This window comes from Pseudomonas edaphica (assembly GCF_965277385.1).
GTDB classification, from domain to species: domain Bacteria; phylum Pseudomonadota; class Gammaproteobacteria; order Pseudomonadales; family Pseudomonadaceae; genus Aquipseudomonas; species Aquipseudomonas edaphica.
The window spans coordinates 6,149,731-6,172,544 of record NZ_OZ255725.1 but is presented as its reverse complement, the minus strand read 5'-3'; the positions used below and the strand labels follow the sequence as shown (position 1 = coordinate 6,172,544).

The 22,814-nt window shown below is 59.7% G+C and carries 21 protein-coding genes; 5 read left to right on the top strand and 16 right to left on the bottom strand.

The annotated features are described in order from the left end of the window. Positions 1-12 precede the first annotated feature (12 nt). The 12 genes from icmH to tssA form a co-directional block, all read right to left on the bottom strand. Complete coding sequence (icmH, locus tag ACQY47_RS28155; protein ID WP_428553846.1) at positions 13-879, bottom strand: type IVB secretion system protein IcmH/DotU; 867 nt, start codon at positions 877-879, stop codon at positions 13-15. A gap of 5 nt (positions 880-884) precedes the next feature. Further along, positions 885-2,213 carry a type VI secretion system baseplate subunit TssK gene (tssK, locus tag ACQY47_RS28150; RefSeq protein WP_428553843.1) on the bottom strand — a complete coding sequence of 443 codons (1,329 nt, stop codon included), beginning with the start codon at positions 2,211-2,213 and terminating at the stop codon, positions 885-887. A gap of 1 nt (position 2,214) precedes the next feature. Then, positions 2,215-2,697 (bottom strand): type VI secretion system lipoprotein TssJ, encoded by a 483-nt coding sequence (gene tssJ, locus ACQY47_RS28145; RefSeq protein ID WP_017136823.1) that lies wholly within the window; start codon positions 2,695-2,697, stop codon positions 2,215-2,217. Beyond that, positions 2,694-3,887, bottom strand: coding sequence for a type VI secretion system-associated FHA domain protein TagH (gene tagH / locus ACQY47_RS28140; protein WP_428553839.1), 1,194 nt, complete (start codon positions 3,885-3,887; stop codon positions 2,694-2,696). The genes tssJ and tagH overlap by 4 nt, the downstream gene beginning before the upstream one ends. A gap of 218 nt (positions 3,888-4,105) precedes the next feature. Next, a complete protein-coding gene (locus ACQY47_RS28135) occupies positions 4,106-5,635 on the bottom strand; it encodes a sigma-54 interaction domain-containing protein (RefSeq protein ID WP_428553836.1) in 1,530 nt (509 codons plus the stop codon). Then, complete coding sequence (locus ACQY47_RS28130) at positions 5,632-8,076, bottom strand: AAA family ATPase (protein ID WP_428553833.1); 2,445 nt, start codon at positions 8,074-8,076, stop codon at positions 5,632-5,634. The genes ACQY47_RS28135 and ACQY47_RS28130 overlap by 4 nt, the downstream gene beginning before the upstream one ends. 6 nt (positions 8,077-8,082) lie before the next feature. Then, entirely contained in the window at positions 8,083-9,075 is a 993-nt protein-coding gene (gene tssG / locus ACQY47_RS28125) for a type VI secretion system baseplate subunit TssG (RefSeq protein ID WP_428553830.1), read from the bottom strand. Next, positions 9,039-10,826 (bottom strand): type VI secretion system baseplate subunit TssF, encoded by a 1,788-nt coding sequence (tssF, locus tag ACQY47_RS28120; protein WP_428553827.1) that lies wholly within the window; start codon positions 10,824-10,826, stop codon positions 9,039-9,041. The genes tssG and tssF overlap by 37 nt, the downstream gene beginning before the upstream one ends. After that, a complete protein-coding gene (gene tssE, locus ACQY47_RS28115; protein ID WP_268938826.1) occupies positions 10,816-11,235 on the bottom strand; it encodes a type VI secretion system baseplate subunit TssE in 420 nt (139 codons plus the stop codon). Before tssE ends, tssF begins: the two co-directional genes overlap by 11 nt. Then, positions 11,232-12,707, bottom strand: coding sequence for a type VI secretion system contractile sheath large subunit (gene tssC / locus ACQY47_RS28110; protein ID WP_428553823.1), 1,476 nt, complete (start codon positions 12,705-12,707; stop codon positions 11,232-11,234). The genes tssE and tssC overlap by 4 nt, the downstream gene beginning before the upstream one ends. 26 nt (positions 12,708-12,733) lie before the next feature. After that, entirely contained in the window at positions 12,734-13,231 is a 498-nt protein-coding gene (gene tssB, locus ACQY47_RS28105; protein WP_017136831.1) for a type VI secretion system contractile sheath small subunit, read from the bottom strand. Between the two features lie 34 nt (positions 13,232-13,265). After that, the gene (gene tssA, locus ACQY47_RS28100; RefSeq protein ID WP_428557400.1) at positions 13,266-14,849 is read right to left on the bottom strand and encodes a type VI secretion system protein TssA; all 1,584 of its coding nucleotides are present in this window, start codon (positions 14,847-14,849) and stop codon (positions 13,266-13,268) included. 479 nt (positions 14,850-15,328) lie between these two features. Here tssA and ACQY47_RS28095 point away from each other — a divergent pair, with 479 nt between their 5' ends. Then, complete coding sequence (locus ACQY47_RS28095) at positions 15,329-15,844, top strand: Hcp family type VI secretion system effector (RefSeq protein WP_017136833.1); 516 nt, start codon at positions 15,329-15,331, stop codon at positions 15,842-15,844. Positions 15,845-15,897: 53 nt separating this feature from the next. Here ACQY47_RS28095 and ACQY47_RS28090 read toward each other — a convergent pair whose 3' ends face one another. Beyond that, entirely contained in the window at positions 15,898-16,719 is an 822-nt protein-coding gene (locus tag ACQY47_RS28090) for an aldo/keto reductase (RefSeq protein WP_170040061.1), read from the bottom strand. Positions 16,720-16,825: 106 nt separating this feature from the next. Between ACQY47_RS28090 and ACQY47_RS28085 the strand changes: the two genes are divergently transcribed. Further along, positions 16,826-17,320 carry a DUF1543 domain-containing protein gene (locus tag ACQY47_RS28085; protein ID WP_428553816.1) on the top strand — a complete coding sequence of 165 codons (495 nt, stop codon included), beginning with the start codon at positions 16,826-16,828 and terminating at the stop codon, positions 17,318-17,320. A 4-nt stretch (positions 17,321-17,324) separates the two neighbouring features. Here ACQY47_RS28085 and ACQY47_RS28080 read toward each other — a convergent pair whose 3' ends face one another. Continuing rightward, the gene (locus ACQY47_RS28080; protein ID WP_177034415.1) at positions 17,325-17,870 is read right to left on the bottom strand and encodes a GNAT family N-acetyltransferase; all 546 of its coding nucleotides are present in this window, start codon (positions 17,868-17,870) and stop codon (positions 17,325-17,327) included. 122 nt (positions 17,871-17,992) lie between these two features. Here ACQY47_RS28080 and ACQY47_RS28075 point away from each other — a divergent pair, with 122 nt between their 5' ends. Next, positions 17,993-18,670 (top strand): class I SAM-dependent methyltransferase, encoded by a 678-nt coding sequence (locus tag ACQY47_RS28075; RefSeq protein ID WP_428553812.1) that lies wholly within the window; start codon positions 17,993-17,995, stop codon positions 18,668-18,670. Between the two features lie 3 nt (positions 18,671-18,673). Here ACQY47_RS28075 and ACQY47_RS28070 read toward each other — a convergent pair whose 3' ends face one another. Beyond that, positions 18,674-19,885 carry a TPM domain-containing protein gene (locus ACQY47_RS28070; protein ID WP_428553809.1) on the bottom strand — a complete coding sequence of 404 codons (1,212 nt, stop codon included), beginning with the start codon at positions 19,883-19,885 and terminating at the stop codon, positions 18,674-18,676. A gap of 127 nt (positions 19,886-20,012) precedes the next feature. Here ACQY47_RS28070 and ACQY47_RS28065 point away from each other — a divergent pair, with 127 nt between their 5' ends. Both ACQY47_RS28065 and ACQY47_RS28060 read left to right on the top strand, forming a co-directional pair. Next, positions 20,013-20,828, top strand: coding sequence for an alpha/beta fold hydrolase (locus ACQY47_RS28065; RefSeq protein WP_428553806.1), 816 nt, complete (start codon positions 20,013-20,015; stop codon positions 20,826-20,828). After that, a complete protein-coding gene (locus ACQY47_RS28060) occupies positions 20,818-21,951 on the top strand; it encodes a PAS domain-containing sensor histidine kinase (RefSeq protein ID WP_017136840.1) in 1,134 nt (377 codons plus the stop codon). Before ACQY47_RS28065 ends, ACQY47_RS28060 begins: the two co-directional genes overlap by 11 nt. Here ACQY47_RS28060 and dapF read toward each other — a convergent pair. Further along, on the bottom strand, positions 21,948-22,751 hold the full coding sequence (gene dapF, locus ACQY47_RS28055) for a diaminopimelate epimerase (RefSeq protein WP_428553802.1): 804 nt from the start codon (positions 22,749-22,751) through the stop codon (positions 21,948-21,950). The genes ACQY47_RS28060 and dapF overlap by 4 nt on opposite strands. Positions 22,752-22,814 lie beyond the last annotated feature (63 nt).

Sequence of the window (22,814 nt, the reverse complement as noted above, 5' to 3'; positions counted from 1 at the left end):
ATGTTCCCAGCGTTACAAGGGCGTCGGAGTCAGTTCCGGCGCCGAAGATTGAAAGGGTTGCAATGCATGGGCTCGCTCCTGCTCCAGTACCCAGGCAGTTGCCGAATACATCGCCAGCAAAGCGATCAAGCCTAACGCCACACACCAGGTTGCGGAGAGTGTGCGCAGCCGCTTGCGGCGTGCCGGCTCCGGTCGGGGAACACAGGCGGACACAGACACCGGGTCGCCACGCACGTGTCTTATCTGGCGATACAAGGCGTCACGGACGCCCTCAAGCTCGGTCACGCCGCGCTCCATGACCCTGTATTTGCCTTCAAAACCCATCGACAGGCACAGGTACATCAGTTCCAGCATGGCCAAGTGCTTTACGGGGTCGCGAGACAGTCGCTCCAACAGCTGGAAAAACTTTTCGCCGCCAAAGGTTTCGTTGTGAAAACGGCTCAGCAGACTGATCTTCGACCAGTCGCTGCGACTTCCCCACGCCGTGGTGACTACCGCTTCATCAACGACGCTGCACAGCACATAGCGAGCAGCAATCACCTGAGCGCTTTCCATGCCTTCATGCTGGGCGCGGACCTCGAAGCGTGTGAGGCTTGCGGCCAGTCGCTCATTGAGTGTCTGCAGGTTTTCCCGACCGCTGCTGAGTTTAAGTTCAAGCATCTCGGACATCAGTTCCCAGGCCGCTGTCACCAGCGGGTTGAGGCCCACGTTGAAACGTTGAGCGCCCTGCACAGCGGCGGCGTAGACCATGCGGTCTTCCAACTGTTCAAAACGCGGTGGCGAGGGAAAGTCCGTCACCGGGCGCTGTACCGGGCCGTGGCCGTTACGATCCAGCAACACGGTTTTTTCATCCAGCGGGTAGTCACTGTCCATGTTCATGCTGTTCAATTCCTGATAGCCCAGAAGGTCAGTTCCAACTCGCTGAACTCGCCGCCGACATGGAACGCAAAACCACCCGATTGCTCCAACTGCGCGATATCCCGGGCACTGAGTTCGAGCATGAAATAGGTTTTACCGGCATGAAAAGGGATCTGGCGGGGCGCCACCGGCAGTGGTTTGACCTTGATGCCCACCAGGTGCAGGTTGACCAGTTCGCGGATGCGCTCTACGGGACCGATCTTCAGATGGGCCGGCAAACGATGGCGCAGTTCTTCCGAGTCGCATTGAGCCGCGACTGCCAGGATGAATGTCGCGGTGCCCAGCAGCTTGAGATCGGCCACTGGGCAGACCATTACCCCATACTGGCGCTGTTGCAGTACCAGCTCCAGGGCATGCTGCTCAAAGACCATCGACAGCACTGTGCGCAACCCCGCCATCAACCCACGAAAACTCGCGCCCTGGTCGCCGTGGAGGTAGCGCACCTGCTGGGTGGCACGTTTGCTGTCGCTGGCAAACGTCGCCAGTTCGCCCAGTATCGACAGCATCTCGCGGAATAACGCCTCTGAACGCACTTGCGCCTGGACCAGATAATGGCGCAACACCGGCTCGGTCCGATTGATCAGTTGCAGCATCAAAAAGTCCGCAATCTGCGCACCCGCCGTGGCGCCATTGCCGCCCATCCGCTCAGCAATCGCATCCCCCCGGCTGGCGAGCAGGCTGATCACTTCTTTGAGGCAGGACGAAACAAACCCCGAGCCCTGCACATAAATAAATGTCGGAGCAAAATCAGGCTCCATACGCAGCCCCTCTTCAGCAGAGCATTCCAGCACCTGGGCAATCTTCAGCTTCACGTAGACCTCATCCCCCGGCTGCTCACCCAGCAACAGGCGCAAATCCGGCCGTGCGCAACTGATCTGGCAACGAGCGTCCCGGCCCGCATTGGAGTCCGCCACTTCAATGTCACAGGCGATGTAGCGCGCCAACACCTCCGGCGCCTCCTGCGTGCGGGTTTCAACCTGATTGCCGGTCGTCATCGGTAACGCCAGGTACACCGATTGCCTACCCGCGTTGGCCGGCACCTCCAGCACCAGTGGCGCCATGGCGGTGGTCAACTCGAAAAGACTGCCGTCCGGCAAAACGCCACTGGCTTGATTGACCACCAGCTTGCCCATGTTCAGGTATTGCAGGTCGATGTCCAGGCTCAGGAAACCCCAGGCATCACTGCCCAGCAAGCGAGTTCGGTTAAGCTGCTGATGGTAATAACGGTCGTTATGTTGCAGGTGCTGGGGGCGCAGCAACATCCCTTCCTGCCAGATGACTTTATGAGCCTGCATATCAGTTCTCCTCCAGGCTGGCGAGCGGGTCGCCAGCACGGATACCCGCCTGGTCAAGCACCAGGTGCGCTCTTGTGACTTGCTGTGGCGCCAGCGCCAGCACCCAGCGCCATTGCACATGGGGTAAATCGCGGTACGCCGCAATGATGCCCACGTAACGGCTTTGCGGTTCGCTCCTGAGTTTGAGGGCCACCTGCTCGCCGGGGCGCAGCTCCAGCTCCTCGCTGCTCACCCAGTCTTTGGGCAGCGCCTGCTCGGCATGCCCATACAGGGTAAAAAAATCTGCGTTTTCGAATGCCACTGGATGCTTGAGTTCAAACAGCTGCACCACCACCGGCGAGGGGCGCCCATGCAGGTCGGGGTTCACTTCGTCACTGGCGGCCAGCGTCAAGTCGAGCTTGGTCAATGTGGAAAACGGTGACAGGTTGCTGCAACCACCCAGCAGCACCAATACAACCAAAAGAGGCAGGGCGACACGGGTCATGGGCATCCTCCCGGAGGTGTGGCAAACAACGCCGAGGCCAGGCGTACCTGCTCCTCATAGGCCTTGGAAAAGTTGCCGCGCAACAGGTCCGTATTCGATGCATTTTCTTCGACCACTCGTTGATAGTGGCGCTGGTAGGCCCGCCAATGCGCCCTGTCGGCAAAGAACCTCGGCACCTTGTCATCGCGCTCAAAACTGGCCAGCAAGTGGCCAGGGGCAAACGTCGCCAACGAGGTGCGCAGCGCCGTGCGGCATGCAACGAGCAGCGCGACCTGATGCACTTGCATTTGCCGGTACACCTGCGTAATGGCCGCTTCGGCGCAGGGTTGCGCCAACTCGTCCGTGCCCAGCAACGACGCCAACGCAGAGTCAATGCACAGGCTGTCTTTCAACGCGTTCGGACGTTTGATCAAGGTGCTCGCGTCCAGGTCCAATTCGTTGTGCAGTTCGTCGTGAGTGCGCAGGTTCTGTTGCAACCCATCAATCGCGTGCCTGAGTAAACCCGCAGCCTTAATCGCCAACGCCTCGCGGCCAGCGCAATCGAGCGCCTGCGCACTGACGCCCAACGCTTTGGCGAACTGCGCCCAGAACACTTCGTCGGCCTCGGGCGCCTGCGAGTCAGGCAAGACAGGTTCGACCCTCTCTACCAAAACGTCTGCCTGTGCAGGTAAGGCCAGGTAGTCGCGCTCAACACCGTCACCAGACATCCAGGCACTCGGTGCCTCTTGCACGTCGTTCAAGGCGTCCAGCTCGCACAGCGGTGCGCCGTGCATCGACTGGCGATCCCATTCTTGAACGGGGTCCAGGCCCAGGTAAGCATCATCGGGTATCACCCCGCCCGCAGTGGATAATGGCTGGCAATGCGACGCCACGCGCTCAATCAACCGCGCACGGATAGCAAATGGCCCCAACTGGAAAACATCACCCTCCACGATCAACCGCGCCTGCCCCTTTTGCAGCGACTTGCCACTGCTCACCGCACGGATACCGTTACTGCTGATATCCGTCAGGAAATAACGCGCGTCACGGTACGCGATCAACCCGTGGTGACTGGAAAGCAAGCGACTGGGGTCAGGAATACTCCAGTCGCAACCGGCTCCACGACCGACCACGCCGCCCACTCCATCGAACACCTTGCGCGGTGGCGGCTCATCGCCCCCGCCATCACACACTTCAAGCACTAATTGCATGAAAGGCTCCATTTCATTGGCCGCGACGGGTCGCTTGGGAGTCACCCAAAGGACGATAGTCAGCGTCATCAAACACATAATTGGCGCTGCAACCGCTCAGCAAACACAACACAAGCAGTACGGCTCGCCATGGACGATCAGGCATCGGGGTTCTCCCAGGTAGATAAAACAAGCGGGGCATCGCAGAGCCCATTAGCACGCCAGCGTGAATACGCCATTCAGCATTCCCCTCGAGACGCGCCCATGGGGATGTTCAAACGCGCAAGCCGGTACAGCAGCGTGCGACGCGCGACCCCAAGTTCACGCGCGGTGCGCGTTCGATTGCCACGGTTCTTGTGCAGGCAATCGATCAGAAAGACCCGTTCCACCCGCTCCAGACGCTGACGCAGAGTCGCTTCGGCGGTCGTACCCGCGGGAGCCGACGACAGCGACAGGTGCTCAGGTAAAATCACCCCTTCATCACACAGCAGCACCGCCCGTTCCACCAAGCATTTGAGCTCACGCACATTGCCTGGGAAGGCGTGGCCGGAGAGCTGATCAAGCGCGGCACTGGACCAACTGACCACCGGTTTTTCGAGTGCCGCGCAGACCTTTTCAGCAAAGTGCCGGGCAAGCAGCAGCACATCACCGTCACGCTCACGCAAGGCCGGTAATTGGATAGGGAACTGTGCCAATCGGTAATAGAGGTCCTCGCGAAAAGTCCCCTGGCTGACCATTGCCAGCAGGTCGCGATGGGTGGCGGCGATGATTCGCACGTCGACCTTGTGGGCGGTATTGGCGCCCAGGGGGCGCACCTCACCTTCTTGTAGAACTCTCAGCAGCTTTGCCTGCAGGGAGAGTGGCATATCGCCAATCTCATCCAGCAGCAGTGTGCCGCCATCAGCCGCGTCAAATAGCCCTGCATAGTTACGCTCCGCACCGGTAAACGCGCCTTTGCGGTAGCCGAACAGCTCACTCTCCAGCAAGCCCTCAGGGAAGGCTGCGCAGTTTTGCACGACAAACGCTCGCGTGCTGCGCGGGCCGGCGGCGTGAATCGCACGCGCCACCACCTCCTTGCCAGTGCCGGTTTCACCGTGCAACAGCACGGTAAAAGGCGCCTGCACAACCTTGCCGATGAGGTGACAGGTCACTTCCATCGCGGTGCTGTTGCCGATCAAGCCATAGCCGCCTGTGACGGGCGCACAGCGCTGGGCATCAGCAGTGATGCGCCGAGGATGGGCAAGCCGGCGCAGAGCTAATTGGCCGAGGGCAAAGCTACCCAGTTGGCCCAACGACACGGCGTAGCCCTGCAAGTGCGTCGGGCGCAGGCTGGCACAAAGCAGGACGCCGCACACCGCCTTGCTCCGGTTGAACAAGGGCAGGCATGTCAGCGCGTGCCAAGGCTGCGTCGCTACGGGGAGAAAACCGCTGTCATAGGCGCTGTTGCACAGTTCATCAATGGTCAGCTCCCGCCCCTGGTTAAGGACGTAGTGCAATAACTGCTGGTGCTGAACATCCACAGTTGCAGCCCGCTCGCCTGAGGGTTCCCCGTCAGGAAAGTATTGAGCGATCAGCCCCAACTGGCCGGTGGTTTCCTCCCGCGCATACAGTTGGCACAGGTCACACTCGCTCAACTGCGCAGCGGCCGTGACGCAAAGCTGCGCCAACGTCGATTCCTCACGCTCAAATCCCAAGCGGGTGAACCAGCCCAGCAGTTGGTCGGTGCAGGCCTGCGGACCAGGCAACGGCTTGAATGTGCTGTGCGTCATTGGCTGAACTCACACACAGGCACACCGCGGCCATCCAGCGTCGCGTGGGTGGCAGAGAGGAATTCGCCAACGGCCATCGCACTGAGCAGGCGATCAACGATCTGCGGCAGCAGGTGGGACTCGATCCACTGGTCGATATAACGCGCGCCACTGTCCTGGTGCATACAGCGTTCGACCATGTGCGTGACCAGTTCGTCGCTGTAGCTGAACACCAGTTCACGCGTGTGCAGCCGTTGGCCAAGGCGCGCAAGCTTGAGCCTTGCCACGTCCTGTAACCGTTCGCCTGCGAGCGGGTAATACGGCACGACACGCATCCGGGCAAGCAGAGCCGGCTTGAAGTGAGCGCGCAATACGGGGCGAATCACTTCCTCCAGCACCTCAGAATCAGGGCGCTGGCCATCGGCGCACAGTGCTGTGATGCAATCGCTGCCCAGGTTGGACGTCATCAGGATCAGCGTGTTACGGAAGTCGATTTCGCGACCTTCACCGTCATTGGCCAAACCCTTGTCAAAGACCTGGTAGAACAGGTTCAACACCTCTGGGTCGGCCTTCTCGATTTCATCGAGCAGCACCACTGCATAGGGGCGCTGGCGCACGGCCTCGGTCAGCACCCCGCCCTCGCCGTACCCAATGTAACCGGGAGGCGCTCCGATCAATCGGGACAGGGAGTGTTGCTCCTGGTATTCCGACATATTGAGCGTGATCACAAACCGCTCACCGCCGTACAGCAAGTCCGCCAGCGCCAGCGCCGTCTCGGTCTTGCCGACCCCGCTTGGGCCGGCCAGCAAAAATACGCCTACTGGGGCCTCAGGATTATTAAGGCCTGCAGCCACCGCTCGCAGGTTGCGATCAAGCGCCTGCACCGCCGGTTCCTGCCCAATAATTCGCTCGCGCAGGGCATCGGCAAAACCCGGGATGCGCTCACTGTGTTCCAACGCCAGTTGCTCGACCGGAACACCGGTCCAGCCGCTGATGACCTGAGCGACCACCCGTGGGCAGACCTCGTGACTGGCTTGCTGCTGTTCACGCTGCATCCAGCCCTGCTCGGCTTGCTGGCGCTCAAGCTCGAGGGCGTCCAGACGCCGGACCAGTGTTTGTAACGCTGGCTGGTCAACTGACAAGCCTGCTTGAACATCGCGCTCAAGCGCCACGCGCTGCTGTGTGCCCTCGGCCAATTCAGCGCACAGCTGCTGCAACGCCTCAGGCGCCGCCGTCAGGCTAATGCGCACTTGCGCACAGGCTGTATCCAGTACATCGACGGCCTTGTCCGGCAACTGACGCCCCGTCAGGTAACGAGCGCTCAGTTGCGCTGCCGCCACCACCGCATCGTCGCGTACATAGACGCCATGGCTGGCTTCATACACCGGCACCAACCCGCGCAAAATGGAAACTGCCGCCGCCACACTCGGCTCGCCAACCTTCACCGGCTGGAAGCGCCGTGCCAGCGCAGGGTCTTTTTCGATGTATTTTTTGTACTCGGACCAGGTCGTGGCTGCGATTGTGCGCAATTGACCGCGCGCCAGGGCGGGCTTGAGCAAATTGGCGGCATCGCCTCCACCCACCTGCCCGCCGGCACCCACCAGGGTATGTGCCTCATCAATAAACAGGATCACGGCCTGTGGTGAGGCGTTGACCTCGTCGATCACACCTTTGAGCCGCCGTTCGAACTCGCCCTTGATGCTGGCGCCGGCCTGCAACAAGCCCATATCCAAGGTCAGTATGCGTACGCCCTTGAGTGGCTCGGGCACCTGTGAGGCAACCACTCGCAAAGCGAGCCCTTCGACGATGGCGGTCTTACCCACGCCCGCGTCTCCCACCAGGATCGGGTTGTTCTTGCGCCGACGCACAAGGATATCGATCAATTGACGGATCTCTGCGTCGCGGCAAAGGACCGGGTCGATACGGCCTTCGCGGGCTTGATGCGTCAGGTCGTGGGTAAAGCGCTCCAGCAGCGACTCGCCTGGTCGCAAAGGGCCAGTTCCAGATCCCTGGCTCAACAAAAAATCCAGCACCCGTTGCGCGTCCAAACGACTCAGCAATTGCTGATAACCACTGCCCGCGTGTTGCAGTGGATGGCGCAGAAGTGCCAGCAATAAAGCACCGGCATCGACTTCAACCTGCCCCAGTTCAAGGTGGCCAACCATTAATGCTTGTTGCAACCACTGCACGAGTGCCGGGGCAAACACCGGGCTGCGCGATGCACTGTGTTCACCTTTGAGCTGCAGCATGGCCTGAAGCTCGCCTGGAGCGATCTCGGCATCCGCCAGAGCCCTGGCCAAAGGACCATCATGGTGTTCCAGCAGTGTCAGCAGCAGGTCCTCAACCAACACTTCCTTGCCACCGCGCGTAACACATCGTTCGGCTGCCCGCGCCAAGTCAACGCGCGTTTGCGGGGTCAAGGTCCGGATCAGTTGTTGCAGGTCTACATTCATCATAATCATCAGTCCCTAATCAGAGTGGCTGGCCAGAGTGACCACACCGTCGGCACGCTCGTACCCCAACCAACTGGTCCAACCGAGACGGCATACGTTGCGCTCGCCAATATGCAATGGCCGCACTTCACCCTCGGCCAGTACCAGGCGCACGTCATAGTCCAATGGCACCCGCAGCATCAGGCGAACCAGCGAGCACAACGGTTTGCACGCGCTGCCGGCGGGTAGAAACGTGTGAAAGCGCTGCCAGCTCAAGCCCTCGACATGCACCCTGAACTTGCCGCTGCGATCGGCAACCCGGTGCCCGAGCAGCAGGTCTTCGCCAAGCACGTTATTGGCCGTACCGAGTTGATTGCGTTGCTGTTGGGCGATGACCACCGTGCGTTCGACCCATTGTTCAATGAACAAACGACTGTGCTTGAAGTAACGGCGCAGCACCGTTTCGATCAAGGTTGCCGAATGCGCTCGCAGGCTCAGCAGCCCCAGGTACGGCAACAACCGCTTGCAGTCCAGTTGCGCCGCGTCTCGAATCTGGCGGCTGCCCAGCCCGACCAGCGCAAACATCTGCGCGGAAAAAGCATCACTGGCGTCGGTGCGAAAACTCGCTCGATAGCGATACTTACGCCAGATCGGCAACATCAACCTCTGCAGGCGGTGGTGAAATACGTCGAGAAAGCCACGGCTGACGCTGCCACTCGCCTGCTCTTGATAAAACCCAGGCAATGGCGAACCGGCGCCAAACAAGCCGAGCACGTTAAGACGCAGGCGCGCGCGTAACTGTCCGTGCTCGACAAAAAAAACCACCCGGTCAATGTCGTGCCCAGGGAAACCCAAGCTTGGGTTGGCCTGGAACTCGAGCAGGTCATATAACGCGTCGTCATCCAGTGAAGGATGGCTGTCGCGCAGGCGCTCAATCACCTGCAGTACCGCCTGGAATAACGAATACTCGCGAATTGTGCGTGCTAGAGCAGTCAAAGCAGGGCCTGCCGACCCATCCGGGGTGGCCATAGATACACGTCTCCTTGTGTGCTGGTGACCCGCAGTTCGTGATACGAATTGAGGCCGGCGTATAGGGCAAAAAACTCATTGAGTGCCGAGGCGAAGACAAACAGGTCGCCCTGGCCGGCAAAGCCGTTGACGTCAATACTCAAGTCGACCTGCAGGCCGCGTATCGGCAGCCCACGATGTATTCGATCAACGGCTTGATGACGGATGGACTTCAACGCATCCAGTCTTCGCTGGCTGACGTTGTGAGCCTGTCGATCGTGATAGCGCGGCAAGTCGTATGTCTGGAGGATGACTTTCAAGGCACGGGTATCGGTCAACGAGAGGTAGTTGAGCGACATGTTGCTGATCAGTTTCCAGAGGAAGTCCTGGTCCAAAGGCGGAGCAAAGCTTGCCGTCGGCGCACAGATATTGCGAAACGTCAGGAATTCCGGGGTTTGTTCACAGGGCTGATTGATCTCTCCCACCTGCAGCAGCCGTGGCAAGTTGTGGTTGGTGCAGGTCAATTCAACCGAGAGGGTTTCTTGCTCATTGCCTGGGCCAGTGCCAAAACTCAACCAGGTATCCAGTTCGGCACTTTGCACCGACGAGCGCTGACGAATGCTGTAGCTGGGCGTGCGCGCCGAAGTGGCATTGCCACTGCCATGCTCGAAGGATTCGAACGGCACATACGCCTGGTAGCCCAGCCCACCCGGGCGCCATCCGGTCACCTGGTCCACGGAAAAGACCGCGGCATTGCCCCGCGCTATGCCACCCGGCAGCAGCAGGTACTCATCCTGCTTGCCATCGAGGCGAATGGGCACTGCATCGTGCTTGAACAGGTTGGCAATCGGCGTGCAATACAGCTTTACGTTGTCCAGAGTGGGGCGATGCGCCGCATGCGCGGGGTGGTTTAACTTGAAACGCAGCTCTATACATCTCGCCTGCTTGCGCAATTCATTTGGCAACGCCTCTAACGCATCCAGCCCCAGCACATCGACAAACAGATACTTGTCCGTAAACGCAAAATATTCCTGCAGATGGCGATAACCGCAAAAGGTGTTGGCGGGATAGGGAATCAGTGCATGCTCCTCATCGAACCCCACCGGTTTTACCTGGCTTGCAGCAAGCCGCAGCGACAACGGCTGGCCATCGCGATCCTTGATCACAACCCCTTCGTGGTCAAAGAGCCGCAATTCGATGCCTTCCAGATGACGCAACAAGCTCAGGTACAAGCCTTGGCTCACCTGTCGATCACCCGCCAGGTGCAAACGCAATTGATCGAACGCCAACTGGCTCAAATTGCCCTCGACGCTCATCTCCATGTGCAGGTTGAGGAGCGTTTGTGCTCCCTGGGACACGTACTCCAGGCGACTCAGTTGCAACGCCAGCACCTGGGTGGCGTAGCAGGTACGAAAGCGGCAGCGCTCACCATTGACCAGCACGCTTTCAACCGGCGTGTCCCGTTCTACGCTCACCGCGGTGCACGCATGTTTCAACGGGTCAAATTGCAAGATACTGAACGCCGGCAGTGGCCGCATATAGTTGGGCCACAGCAGATGCATCAATGAGTGAGTCAGCTCTGGAAGCTCGTCGGCAAGCTTCTGGCGCAAGCGCCCGGTCAGAAAGGCGAAGCCTTCCAATAGACGCTCTACATCCGGGTCCTGGCCTGAGTCGGCGAGAAAAGGTGCCAAGGCTGGGTTGCGTTCAGCAAAACGCCGCCCAAGTTGGCGCAAGGCACTTAGCTCACTTTGGTAAAAGTGGTTAAAGGACATCAGGCAGTACCTCAACCCGACCACCACCGGCCAACTGCGCGTTAAAAACCACTGGTTGCATAACGCCGTCGATGAGCAGTGTTGCCTCAATCACAAACGCCAGGACCAAGGGGTTGCCGGTATCGGGTAAGCCCCTGACACGCACATTCGAAAGACGTGGTTCGTAAACCTGGATGAAACGCTCAATCGACAGGCGCGACTGACTCAATGACTCATGCAGGCTCAAGCGCATGTCATTGAGGTCGGGCAGCCCATAGTCAGGCAGCGTCAAGACACTGCCTGCACGTGTGCCGAGCATGTTCTCCAAGTGCGCGGCAATCGACGCTACACTTCCGGCCCTGGCGGGTGCCAGGCCTTCGAGACGCTCAAAAAGGCTGCGATAGTCGGGTATCCCCTGCCCCTTTCTCATTCTTTGTCGAGTTTGCCGACGAGGGACAGGGTGAAGTCCGCGCCCATGTACTTGAAGTGCGGTCGCACACTGAGGTTAACGCGGTACCAGCCAGGTTCGCCCTCAACATCACTGACCACGATGCGGGCAGCCCGCAATGGGCGCCGCCCACGCACTTCGGCGCTGGGGTTTTCCTGGTCGGCAACGTATTGGCGAATCCATTTGTTGAGCTCCAGCTCAAGGTCGGTACGCTCCTTCCATGAACCCAACTGCTCACGCTGCAACACCTTGAGATAATGCGCCAGCCGGTTGACCACCATCATGTAGGGCAGTTGTGTTCCCAGGCGGTAATTCAACTCAGCTTCCTTGCCCTCGGCACTGCTGCCGAAATACTTGGGTTTTTGTACTGAACTGGCGGAAAAGAACGCCGCGTTATCACTGCCTTTGCGCATGGTCAGGGCAATAAAGCCTTCCTGTGCGAGTTCGTACTCGCGACGGTCAGAGACCAGCACTTCGGTCGGGATCTTGGTTTCAATTTCACCCATGCTCTGGAAATGATGCAGGGGCAGGTCTTCCACTGTCCCACCGCTTTGCGGGCCGATAATGTTCGGGCACCAGCGAAACCGGGCAAAACTGTCCGTCAGCCGGGTGGCAAAGGCAAACGCGGTATTGCCCCACAAATAGTGTTCGTGGCTGTTGACCACGTTTTCCTGGTAGGCAAATGTCTTGACCGGGCACTCAAGGGGATCGTAAGGGGTACGCAACAGGAACCGCGGCACGGTCAGGCCAATGTAACGAGCGTCTTCGCTCTGACGAAAGCTTTGCCATTTGGCAAATTGCGGCCCCTCGAAATGATCCTTGAGGTCCTTCATGTCAGGCAGACCGGTAAAGCTTTCCAAACCGAAAAAGCTCGGCCCTGCGGCGGCAATAAACGGTGCATGGGCCATGCAGGCAACACTGGAAACGTATTGCATCAGCTTCACATCCGGCGCGCTGGGCCCAAGGAAGTAGTTGGCAATGATGGCGCCCACGGGCTGGCCGCCGAACTGACCATACTCGGCACTGTAGATATGCTTGTAGAGCCCGGACTGGGTGGTTTCCGGGGAGTCTTCGAAATCGTCCAGCAGGTCCTGTCGTGAGACGTTCAGCAGTTCGATCTTGATGTTCTCGCGAAAATTGGTGCGATCGACGAGCAGTTGCAACCCTCTCCACGAAGCTTCCAGCGCCTGGAAATCCGGGTGATGAAGAATTTCATCCATTTGCTCGCTGAGCTTCATGTCGATCTCGGCGATCATTCGATCGACCAGACGCTTCTTGACCGGCTCGCCGCTGTTGTGCGGTTTGACAAGCTCTTCGATAAACGCCGAGACACCGCGTTTGGCAATGCTGTAGGCCTCGTCATCCGCGCTCAGCAGTGTTTGGGCAATGATGGTATCGAGAATGCTGTGCTCGTCAGCCACTCGGGTGGGTAGCGAATGCTGTTGGGTGGTCATGGCGTCAGTGTCCTTTACTGAAAATGTCAGGCGGTGGGGTCACTCAACCCCAATTCGGTCAATACACGTGCGCGGGAGTCGTCATCCGCCAGCGCCTGTTCGATCGCCTTGCGAAAGCTCGGCGTGTTACCCAATGGCCCCTTGAGGGCCATCAGTGCTTCACGCAGCGCCATGAGTTTTTGCAGCTCCGGGATCTGCTCGACCAGGTTCGCCGGGGTAAAATCCTTCATCGAGTTGACCCGCACCTGGATCGACAGTGCTTCGATATCGGGCAGTTCCTGCAGGCGATTAGGCACACTTAGCGTCAACGCCAGTGCCTGTTTGGCCAGCACGTCATCAAAGGTGTTCTTGTCGATACCGATAGGCTTGCGGTCTTCGAGCTTGCGTGGGTCTTCGCGCTGGGCGAAGTCACCCAGCACCAGCAACTTCAGAGGTAGCTCAACCTCTTCCTGGGCGCCCCCGACGGCGGGCTTGAAGGTGATATTGATGCGTTCCTTGGGTGCTACCGAACCTTCTTTGGCCACGGTAAATCTCCTTTTTTCGAGGGGGTTCAAAAGCCTATTCAAGTACCGCTTCAACATCGAAGTGGCAGAGCCTTCGGTGGGTAGTTTCCTTACGCTCGCGCATGGCCTGGCTTTGCGGCAAAAGCTCGCAACAGTGATACAAAAGCTGCGCAACCTGCAGTGCCAGTTCCGGCTCCCAGCGATCCAGACCGGCGCGCTGAAGCTCGTGGTCCAAGTCTTCGAGCTGCACCTTCGCCAGCTCTTGCTTGCCTGCCGATACGCACAACCGCGCCAGTGCCAGACGCCAATGAAAACGCGCGCGCTCGCTGCGTGCGGTGTGCATGCCCTGCTTGAGTTCGCGTATTGCCTCCTTGAGCCCGTCCTTACGCAACCTGGACATGACCTCTTGCAAGGCCGCTTCCCAGGGTTCGGCGTTGGCATCCACAACCACGCCGGACGGCGCAGGCGGCTGCAAGTGTCGAGCGACCTGAAGCGTGATCCAGTCCCGGGTGGCGGTATCGGCAAACGGCGCACCGTCGTGAAATTTGAATTCGGGCAGGTCTGGCAAACGTTTCAATAACAGCGCGAAGCTGACTTCCAGTTCGGTCTTAGCCAGATCGGCCTGCAAGGCGTCAAGGCATTCCCAGACCATGCGCAAGCCGTCAAACCAGAACAACGCACCCGCCAGGCTGGCCTCAAGTTCAAGCAACAGGTCGCCGTAATGCCCTTGGGCAAAACGCTCCCGGTAGCGCTTGAGCTTGTCGGGCGTCGGGCCACGAAGCACCGTGAGCCGGTCACTGTCAGCGTCCGGGTAGGTGTTGAGTGCCAGCCAGGTCAGTGTCCGGTTAAGCCGCAAGGCGCGCAGGTCGGTCGCATCCTGGCGCAGCCACCAGTTGCACAAGTGCCGGCCATGTTCCTGTAAGGCGCGCAGTGATTTGTGGGTCTCTTTTTCACTGGCTATCGTCTGGTTACCCGTTTTGTCGTGACCCGTTGCCGACTCGGGGATCAGCAGCCGCGTCGTCGCCTGCTTGACCTGAGCAGTCACACGCGCCGAACAGGCTTCTGACAACTCCACTTCTACGGCCTGCTCCAAGCGCTGCGTCAATTGCCTGCGCAGCGGCAACAACGTCGGTGCCTCATCACTCAAATGCGCAGACCAAAGCTCATCGAGGTGCGTCAGGTGCTCAAGCATGCGGCGAAACAATGGCTGCTGGTCCTTGAGCGAAAAGCTTTGTGCAAATACCTGCTCCAGGCGTAGCGCCAACCAGCCCAGTGCTGCGCCACGGGTGCGTAATTTTGCCGGATAGAGAACCGCCCAATGGTGCTCGCATAAATGACGTATCAACCCGAGGCCCGCCACCAGCCCCGGCAAGGATTCACGCTGGTACAACGCCCAAGTCAACCAGGCCGCCACCCGCAGATCCTTGGTGTGCTGACGCAGCAGGCACTCGCTGATGTGCATGACCTCCTGCCAGTCCGGCTGGGTGCCGACATGTATCGATTGCACTTTGCCAAGCTCGGACTCCAAGGCCTCATATTCACTTGAAAAGCGCATATCGCTGCCTGCAAAGTTACCCTGCGAACAGGGCACCAAGGCAAGTTCAAGATAATAGCCACACAAAGCGCCTGAATAATCCATTTTGGGCCGCACACCATTTAAAACAATTAAATTCTGCACACCTGAAGCACACTCAGGCGCAAAAAACACGATTATAAAAACCTCGCTACTCTCTCCACGAAGTTCGCAAACACTAGCCGGACAAATAACATCCTGCAAGTGTCAAATCGGCACTTAAGGATTTTCCTACAAACCCCTAAATCATTGGCGTGCGCACCATTTTGCGCAGCAAAACCAGCACGCGATGCTCAATTAACCCTCTCCTCCAATAAGCACACGAAAAAACTAGACGAGCAAATTAATGCACACTTCTGCGCAACCAATTTCATTTATATCGGATTAAAACATCCACCTTCTTAATGAAATCAAGCTCAATAACAAGCAACCCCCTGCTTTTACTGGGCTTGTTAATTTCAGGCACGTTTCTTGTTATAGGAACTTGCCCAGCCGGCACAACTGCCGCTGGGCACTACTTCAACCATCAGGCAAGGAAACCCGTCATGCCAACACCCGCATACCTTTCGATCACCGGTGTCAAACAAGGACTGATTACGGCAGGCACGTTTACCCAGGACTCGGTAGGCAACATTTATCAGGAGGGCCACGAAGACCAGATCCTGGTCCAGGCTTTTTCGCATCAAGTGATCATTCCTCGTGACCCGCAATCCGGTCAGCCAACCGGCCAAAGGGTTCACAAACCGCTGATGATCAGCAAGGTCTTCGATAAATCATCGCCCCTGCTGTTCAGCGCGCTGACCAGTGGCGAAGAAGTCAAATGCCAACTGCAATGGTTCCGCACCTCCTCGGCCGGCACCCAGGAGCACTATTTCACCATCGAGCTTGAGGGTGCGACCATCGTGGACATCCAGTCACGCATGCCCAACTGCCAGGCACCGGAAAACGCGCACTTCACGCATTTGGAAGATGTGCATTTCACCTATCGCAAGATCATCTGGACGCACGAAGTGGCGGGTACTTCCGGCTCGGACGACTGGCGTAGCCCGGTCGCCGGCTAACCCTGGGTGAGGCAGAAACGCCGGCCATGGACGGCAGCGTTTCTGCGCGTTTGCTACACCATTGACAGTGGATGCTTGCGCTTGGGTGCACCGAACACGCGGTCGATCGCATCCAGATCGTGCTCATCCAGCACCAGTTTCGCGGCACTTGCGTTCAGCCGCACATGCTCGGGGCTCACCGCCTTGGGAATGGCAATCACACCCTCCTGACGCAGTACCCAGGCCAGGGCGATCTGTGCGGGTGTGGCCTCATGTCGGTGGGCAATTTGCTTGAGCGTCGGGCTGGACAGCAGTTCGCCGCCCTGGGCGATTGGGCAGTACGCCATCAGTGGCAAATGGTGCTGTTGCCACCATGGCAACAGGTCGAACTCGATACCCCGCTCTTCGATGTTGTAGAGCACCTGGTTGGTGGCACACGCGGGGGATGCAAGTTCCTGCAGGTCGGCGACGTCGAAGTTGGAAACACCCCAACGACCGATCTTGCCTGCCTCGCGCAGACGTTCGAACGCTTCGACGGTTTCTTCGAGCGGGTACTGGCCGCGCCAGTGCAACAGGTACAGGTCGATATAATCAGTGCCCAGCCGCTGAAGGCTGGCGTCACAGGCACGCGGCACGCCCTTGTGGCTGGCATTGTGAGGGTAGATTTTACTGACCAGGAACACCTGGTCGCGCTTGCCACGAATGGCCTCGCCTACCACCTTTTCGGCGCCACCTTCGCCGTACATTTCAGCGGTGTCGATCAGGCTCATGCCCTCGTCGATACCCAATTGCAACGCGGCGACTTCAGCTTTGCGCAGGTCCGGGTTTTCACCCATGCGCCAGGTACCTTGGCCGATGACAGGCACGGGAACACCGGCCAGATCAATGGTGCGCATAACAACCTCCTGATGAGTTGGCGAATTAACAGTGTGGCACTGACCGGACAAAAGGGTTCAATCGAAGTATGGTTAGCCTTTACCCAATCATCAGGCAGGACCTGTAATGCTGTTTGTTGTCATGCTCGGGGGCAAGCACCCAAGGGCCAAAATCGAAGTTCACGATGTAGTGTTCGCAGTGGCGGACACGCTGCAAGCCACCTACCCGCAATTGCGCGACGGCTGGTTCGGCAGCCCCAAGGGCATGCATATCGACGCCTGGATGGCCGTCGATGGCGTAGACGGCTGGAAAGTCGAACTCAGCCAAATGGCGCCGCCTGCAGGTGCCCATCACCTGTACTTCATCAACCTGGGTGGTTATGAAGCCAAGGTGTTCGGCGAGGCCCACCATTACTTACTGGTGGTGGCACGCGACAAACACGAAGCCAAGCGCAAGGGCCAGCAGCAGCTATTGCAGCACTGGTCGCAGGCCCATACCGATGGCGTGATGGATGTTGACGACTGCCTGCCTATCGATCTGGTGGACGGTCGCTACGTTCACCTGGTGCCAGGCGCGCACCAGCCGATCATCCAGCAGAACGACTACATCACCCTGCCCTGAGCCTTTATGTGCAGGGCGCCAAGGTTTTGCCAAACAAACGATTGCCATGGGTTTCCCCTTGGAAGGTATAGGTCGGCGAACCCAGCACCGCGTACCCCCGTCGGGGGTAAAAACCCAGCGCGCGTTCATTGCCCACCCACACGGTTGCCCACACGAAAGACGCCCCGCCCAGCACCGCGCGCTGTTCTGCCGCCTGCAGCAACCGATAGCCAATTCCCTGGCCGGTAAATCGCTCCTGGATGTAGAGGCGCTGCAACTCGGCGGCATCTGATGCTGTGATCATCGAATGAGTGGCGTGGAGTTTGATCTGGGCAAAGCCAACAAGGTGGCCATTCGACTCAGCCACCACCAGCGAGAGACCGGGTTGTATCAGCAGTTGGGTGATGGTCTGCGGCGCAAAGGCTTGCAGCGCCTCTCTGGCAATCGAGGCGCGGATACCTTGGGTCGCGTAAGTATCGAGAAACACCTGCATACCGAGCACGCCAATGCATAAGGCGTCCTCGGCAGTGGCATCTCGAACAGTAATGGGCGGCGGGTTGATAACAGGCATTGAGTCTCCGTACTCAAGGGGTGCAGGGATCAACGTTTTACCACGAATGCAGTCAACAGCAATTGCCTCTGCCGATGGGCCGCAGTAGGGTTTACGCCTCGCCCAATCTGCAGGAGCCCGCCATGAGCTTTTTTTCCGACCCTGATGCCGTCGCCCGCTACGCCGAAGGCCCTGTGCGTCTGGTACCGGGCTTCGATGGCTTGCAACGGATGACCACCCTGCTGCTGCGTGAAACTGTTCCAGCGACCGGCAGCGTGTTGGTATTGGGCGCCGGGGGCGGCCTGGAGCTAAAACGTTTTGCCGACGCCGAGCCAGGCTGGCGCTTTACAGGCGTCGACCCGTCGGCCGAGATGCTGAAGTTGGCGCAGGCGACACTGGGCCCTTTAAATGAGCGCGTGCAGTTGCACGAGGGTTATATCGACACCGCCCCCTTGGGTCCCTTTGACGGCGCCACCTGCCTGTTGACCCTGCACTTCATTCCCGAACAGGAACGCCTGCAAACCCTCAAGGCCCTGTGGCAACGGTTGCTACCCGGAGCACCGCTGATCGTGGCGCACCACAGTTTCCCCCAGTCACCGCAGGAAAAAAGCCGCTGGTTAAAACGTTACGCAGCGTTTGCGGTGGACTCCGGCGTGCCGGCCGAGGATGCCGAGCGCGCGATTACCGCAATCAGCGCCAAATTGCCGGTACTGTCACCTGAGCAAGATGCCGCCTTGATGGTTAAAGCCGGGTTCGAAGGCGTGGAGCTGTTCTACGCCGGCTTCAGTTTCAAAGGATGGGTAGGTTATAAACCGCGCTAGCGCTTACCAACTACCGGATGCCCCACCGCCGCCACTGGATCCACCGCCCCCGGACGAGCTGCTGCTTGAACTGCTGCTTGAACCCGAGCTGCCGGAGCTTGAGCCAGACCCGCCGCCCGAACCCGAGCCGCCATCGGAAATACTCTGCAAAAACACAATAAACGCCACCACCGAAGCGGCGGGTATGGCGATGATCCAGCCTTGGTAACCGTGCCCCAGCAGCAACCCGACTGCCACATACACCGCCACCACCGCCAGCACCCGCACGAAGAAGAAGCGCGGGCTGTTCTTCCAGGATTGGTGGATAACGAAAAACAGTCCCATATACAACGCCAGCACCAACGCGCTGCCAAACGGCCACACCAGCCAATGGACGAAGTTGACGGCCACGAAATGGTCGACCACCAGCAGCCCGGCAACGTAGGCCAGCACCCCAATCACGCAGTAAAACACGGTGCGCGCCAGCCATAAGGCGCCGAAAGTCGCGCCGCCAATCAGCAGGGTCAGCGGCAACACCAGCAGGTACATCGGCCAGTCGCGACCGCCCCCATACAGCGTCAACAGTACCGTAACCGCCACGGTGGCGATTAACGCCGGGCGCCACGGCAGCTTGCCGGCGGCGATCAGCACACCGCCGACGCCTCCCAAGATAAACGCCAACAGCACCGCAATGGCCTGCGGGTTGACCTCAGGCCCCACGGGCTTGGGCAGGTCGCCGCCGTCTACCAGTACGCCCAGGTCATCGACAGCCTGTTGAATCCCACCCGCATAGTCGCCCTGGCGAAACGCCGGGGTGAGGTGTTCTTCAATGATGCGATGAGCCAGCAGGTCGGTGACCGTGCCTTCCAGGCCGTAACCTACTTCGATACGCACGGTGTGGTCGTTTTTAGCCACCACCAGCAGGATGCCGTCATTGACGTCCTTGCGCCCCAGTTTCCAGGCACGGAACAGTTGGTTGGCAAAGTCTTCGATGGTTGCGCCGCCGGTGGTGGGCACCAGCAGCACGGCAACCTGGGCGCCTTTGCGCTGTTCGAGGGCGGCGAGTTGAGCCTTCAAGCGCTCGGTTGTGCCGTTATCCAACGTATTGGTGAGGTCGATCACCCGTTGATCGAGGGCGACCTTGATCGGCGAAGTGTCCGCCTGGGCACTGGTCAACAGGCCGATAAACACCAGCGCCAGCAGACTCAAGACGGATTGGCGCAAATACAGCCGCATGCTTTGTTACCTGAAGTTTCTTCGAGGAGACATCGACTTTACCTTATAGACGTATAACGCGTGACCCCACGCCCGCGACTATCTAAACTGCCCGCATATATAGCAATGCGCCATAACCGAGAACCCCATGAACCTGAAGCACCGCAACAATGTCAGTGTGATGGGCAACGGTCCGGCGACCTTGGTGTTCTCCCACGGTTTCGGCTGCAACCAGGCCATGTGGAATTATATGACGCCGCACTTTACCGAGCGTTTTCGCGTCGTGATGTATGACCTGGTGGGGGCTGGCCTGTCGGACCTCAGCGAATTCGACAAGACCAAATATGCTGCGCTGGGCGGTTATGCCCGCGATTTAAACGAGATTATCGACGCTTTCGCCAGCGGCCCGGTGATCCTGGTCAGCCATTCGGTCAGCGCGATGATCGCCACCCTCGCCGACCGCCTGGCACCAGGCCGTATCGCCGCCCATGTGATGATCGGCCCGTCGCCACGCTATATCGACGACGTGGGCTACGTCGGCGGCTTCAAGCGCAGCGATATCGATGACCTGCTTGACACGCTCGACAGCAACTACCTGGGCTGGTCCAGCACCATGGCCCCCGTGATCATGGGCGCCCCCGAGCAACCGGCGTTGAGTGCAGAGCTGAGCGACAGTTTCTGCCGTACCGAACCGGACATCGCCAAGCAATTCGCGCGGGTGACCTTTATGTCGGACAACCGTAAGGACGTGATCGGCCTGACCACGCCCGTGCTGATCCTGCAATCACGTGACGACCTGATTGCACCCGTGGCGGTGGGCGAATACCTGCACAGCGTGCTGCCCAACAGCACCTATTGCCTGGTCGATAATGTCGGCCATTGCCCGCATATGAGCGCGCCCGAGGCCTGCACGAGGGCGATGGACAACTTCCTGGCGCCATGGGCCATGGCTGATGTCGGCTGATCTGTTCGACAGCGCCGCCTGTGCCCTGGCGGTGACGGCTGAAGACGGCACAATCCTGCGCGCCAACACGCTGCTCGGCCAATGGCTGGGGCTGCGCAGTGCCGAGCTGTGCGGGCGGCGGTTTCAGGATTTGCTGACCATGGGCGGGCGAATATTCCACCAGACCCACCTGGCGCCGATGCTGCGCATGCGTGGCAGCGTCAGCGAAGTCAAACTCGACTTGGTGCACCACGACGGCCACAAAGTGACCGTACTGCTCAACGCCAGCGCCCGCGAACAGGCTGGCGCATTGGTACACGACCTGGCGCTGTTCGGCACCACCGACCGCGACAAGTACGAGCGCGAGCTGCTCAACGCGCGCAAGCTTGCCGAAGCCTTGTTGCAGGAACGCACCAGCACCGAATTGGCGCTGCATCAGGCCCAGGCGGAACTGAGCGAAGCCTATGCCATCGCCCAGCGCCGCGCGTTGTTTGCCGAGCAGATGGTGGCGATCGTCAGCCATGACTTGAAAAACCCACTGACCGCCATCCGCATGGCCTCGGACATGCTTGCGCGCAGCGAGCGCACGCCCAGGGAGCACCAGTTGCTGGGCCATATCGGCCAGTCCTCCGAGCGCGCCCAGCGAATGATTGCCGACCTGCTGGATTTCACCCAGGCCCGGGTCGGCCACGGGATCAGCATCAAGACCACACCCCTGGACCTGCACGGCGTGATCCAGCACGCCGTGGATGAACTGCGCGTGGCCTTCCCCAAGGCCACATTAAAACACCAGCCCGAAGGTATGGGCCAAGCGTGCCTGGATGCCGACCGGGTGCAGCAGATCATTGGTAACCTGGTGGCCAACAGCGTGGCCTATGGCGACTTGTTGATGCCAATTACCATCACCTCACGCTTGGGCGAAGGTGGCTGCCAAGTGGCCGTGCATAACCACGGTGCCGCGATCCCGCAAACGCTGCTGGCCGGGCTGTTCGAGCCCATGACCCGAGGCACCGACCAGGGCAGCGAGGTGCGTAGCGTGGGGTTGGGCCTGTATATCGTGCGTGAACTGGCCAGGGCGCACGGTGGAGACGTGGCGGTGAGTTCCTGCGTCAACGAGGGCACGACCTTTACCGTAACGCTTTAAAGCAGGTACGCCGTGCCCTGCATGACCGGCTCGACACGGCCGGTCAACACCACACCGCCCTGCCCGTCCCACTGCACAGTGACCGTGCCACCGTCGCATTGCACCTGAACCGTGGCGTCCAGCAACCCGCGCCGAATCCCATTGACCACCGCGCCACAGCAGCAGGAGCCGGAACCCAGCGGCACACCCCCGCCGCGCTCCCAGATACGCAGGCGGATGTGGCTGCGGTCCAGCACCTGCACAAAATGCACATTGGTGTTGGCCGGGAACAGCGGATGGGTTTCCAGCGCCGGGCCCACGGCCGCCACGTCGATGGTGCTGATGTCGTCGATAAAATACGTGCAATGCGGGTTACCCATGCTGCAGGCGGCAGGCGCGCCATCGATGGGCAAGGTGCGGGTGTCCAGCGCGTCAGCCAGTGGTACGCCAGACCAGTCCAGCGAGGGCGCGCCCATGTCCACCGACACTTGCTGGCCGGCGGCCCGCACGCACGTCAGCAAGCCTCGATCCGTGCGCAATACGATGGTGTCGCGACCGGTCTCATGCATCAAGCGGTCGGCCACGCCGCGGGTGGCGCTGCCGCAGGTTTGCAGCGGCGTACCGTTGGGGTTCCAGAACTTGATGCGGGCCAGGGCGTCTTCGCAGTCGAGCACCACCGCCAGTTGGTTGAAGCCGATACCGGTGTGGCGGTTGCCCAGCCGCCGCGCGACCTGCGCAGTGATCGGGTCGTCCAGGCCACGGCGGTCGATGATGATGAAATCGTCGCCATGGGCATGCATCTTCACAAAGGGCAAGGTCATGGGCGGTCCTCGGTCGAGATCAGCCTGCAAGCATACGGGAGTTTCATCCAAGCCGTTTCAGCC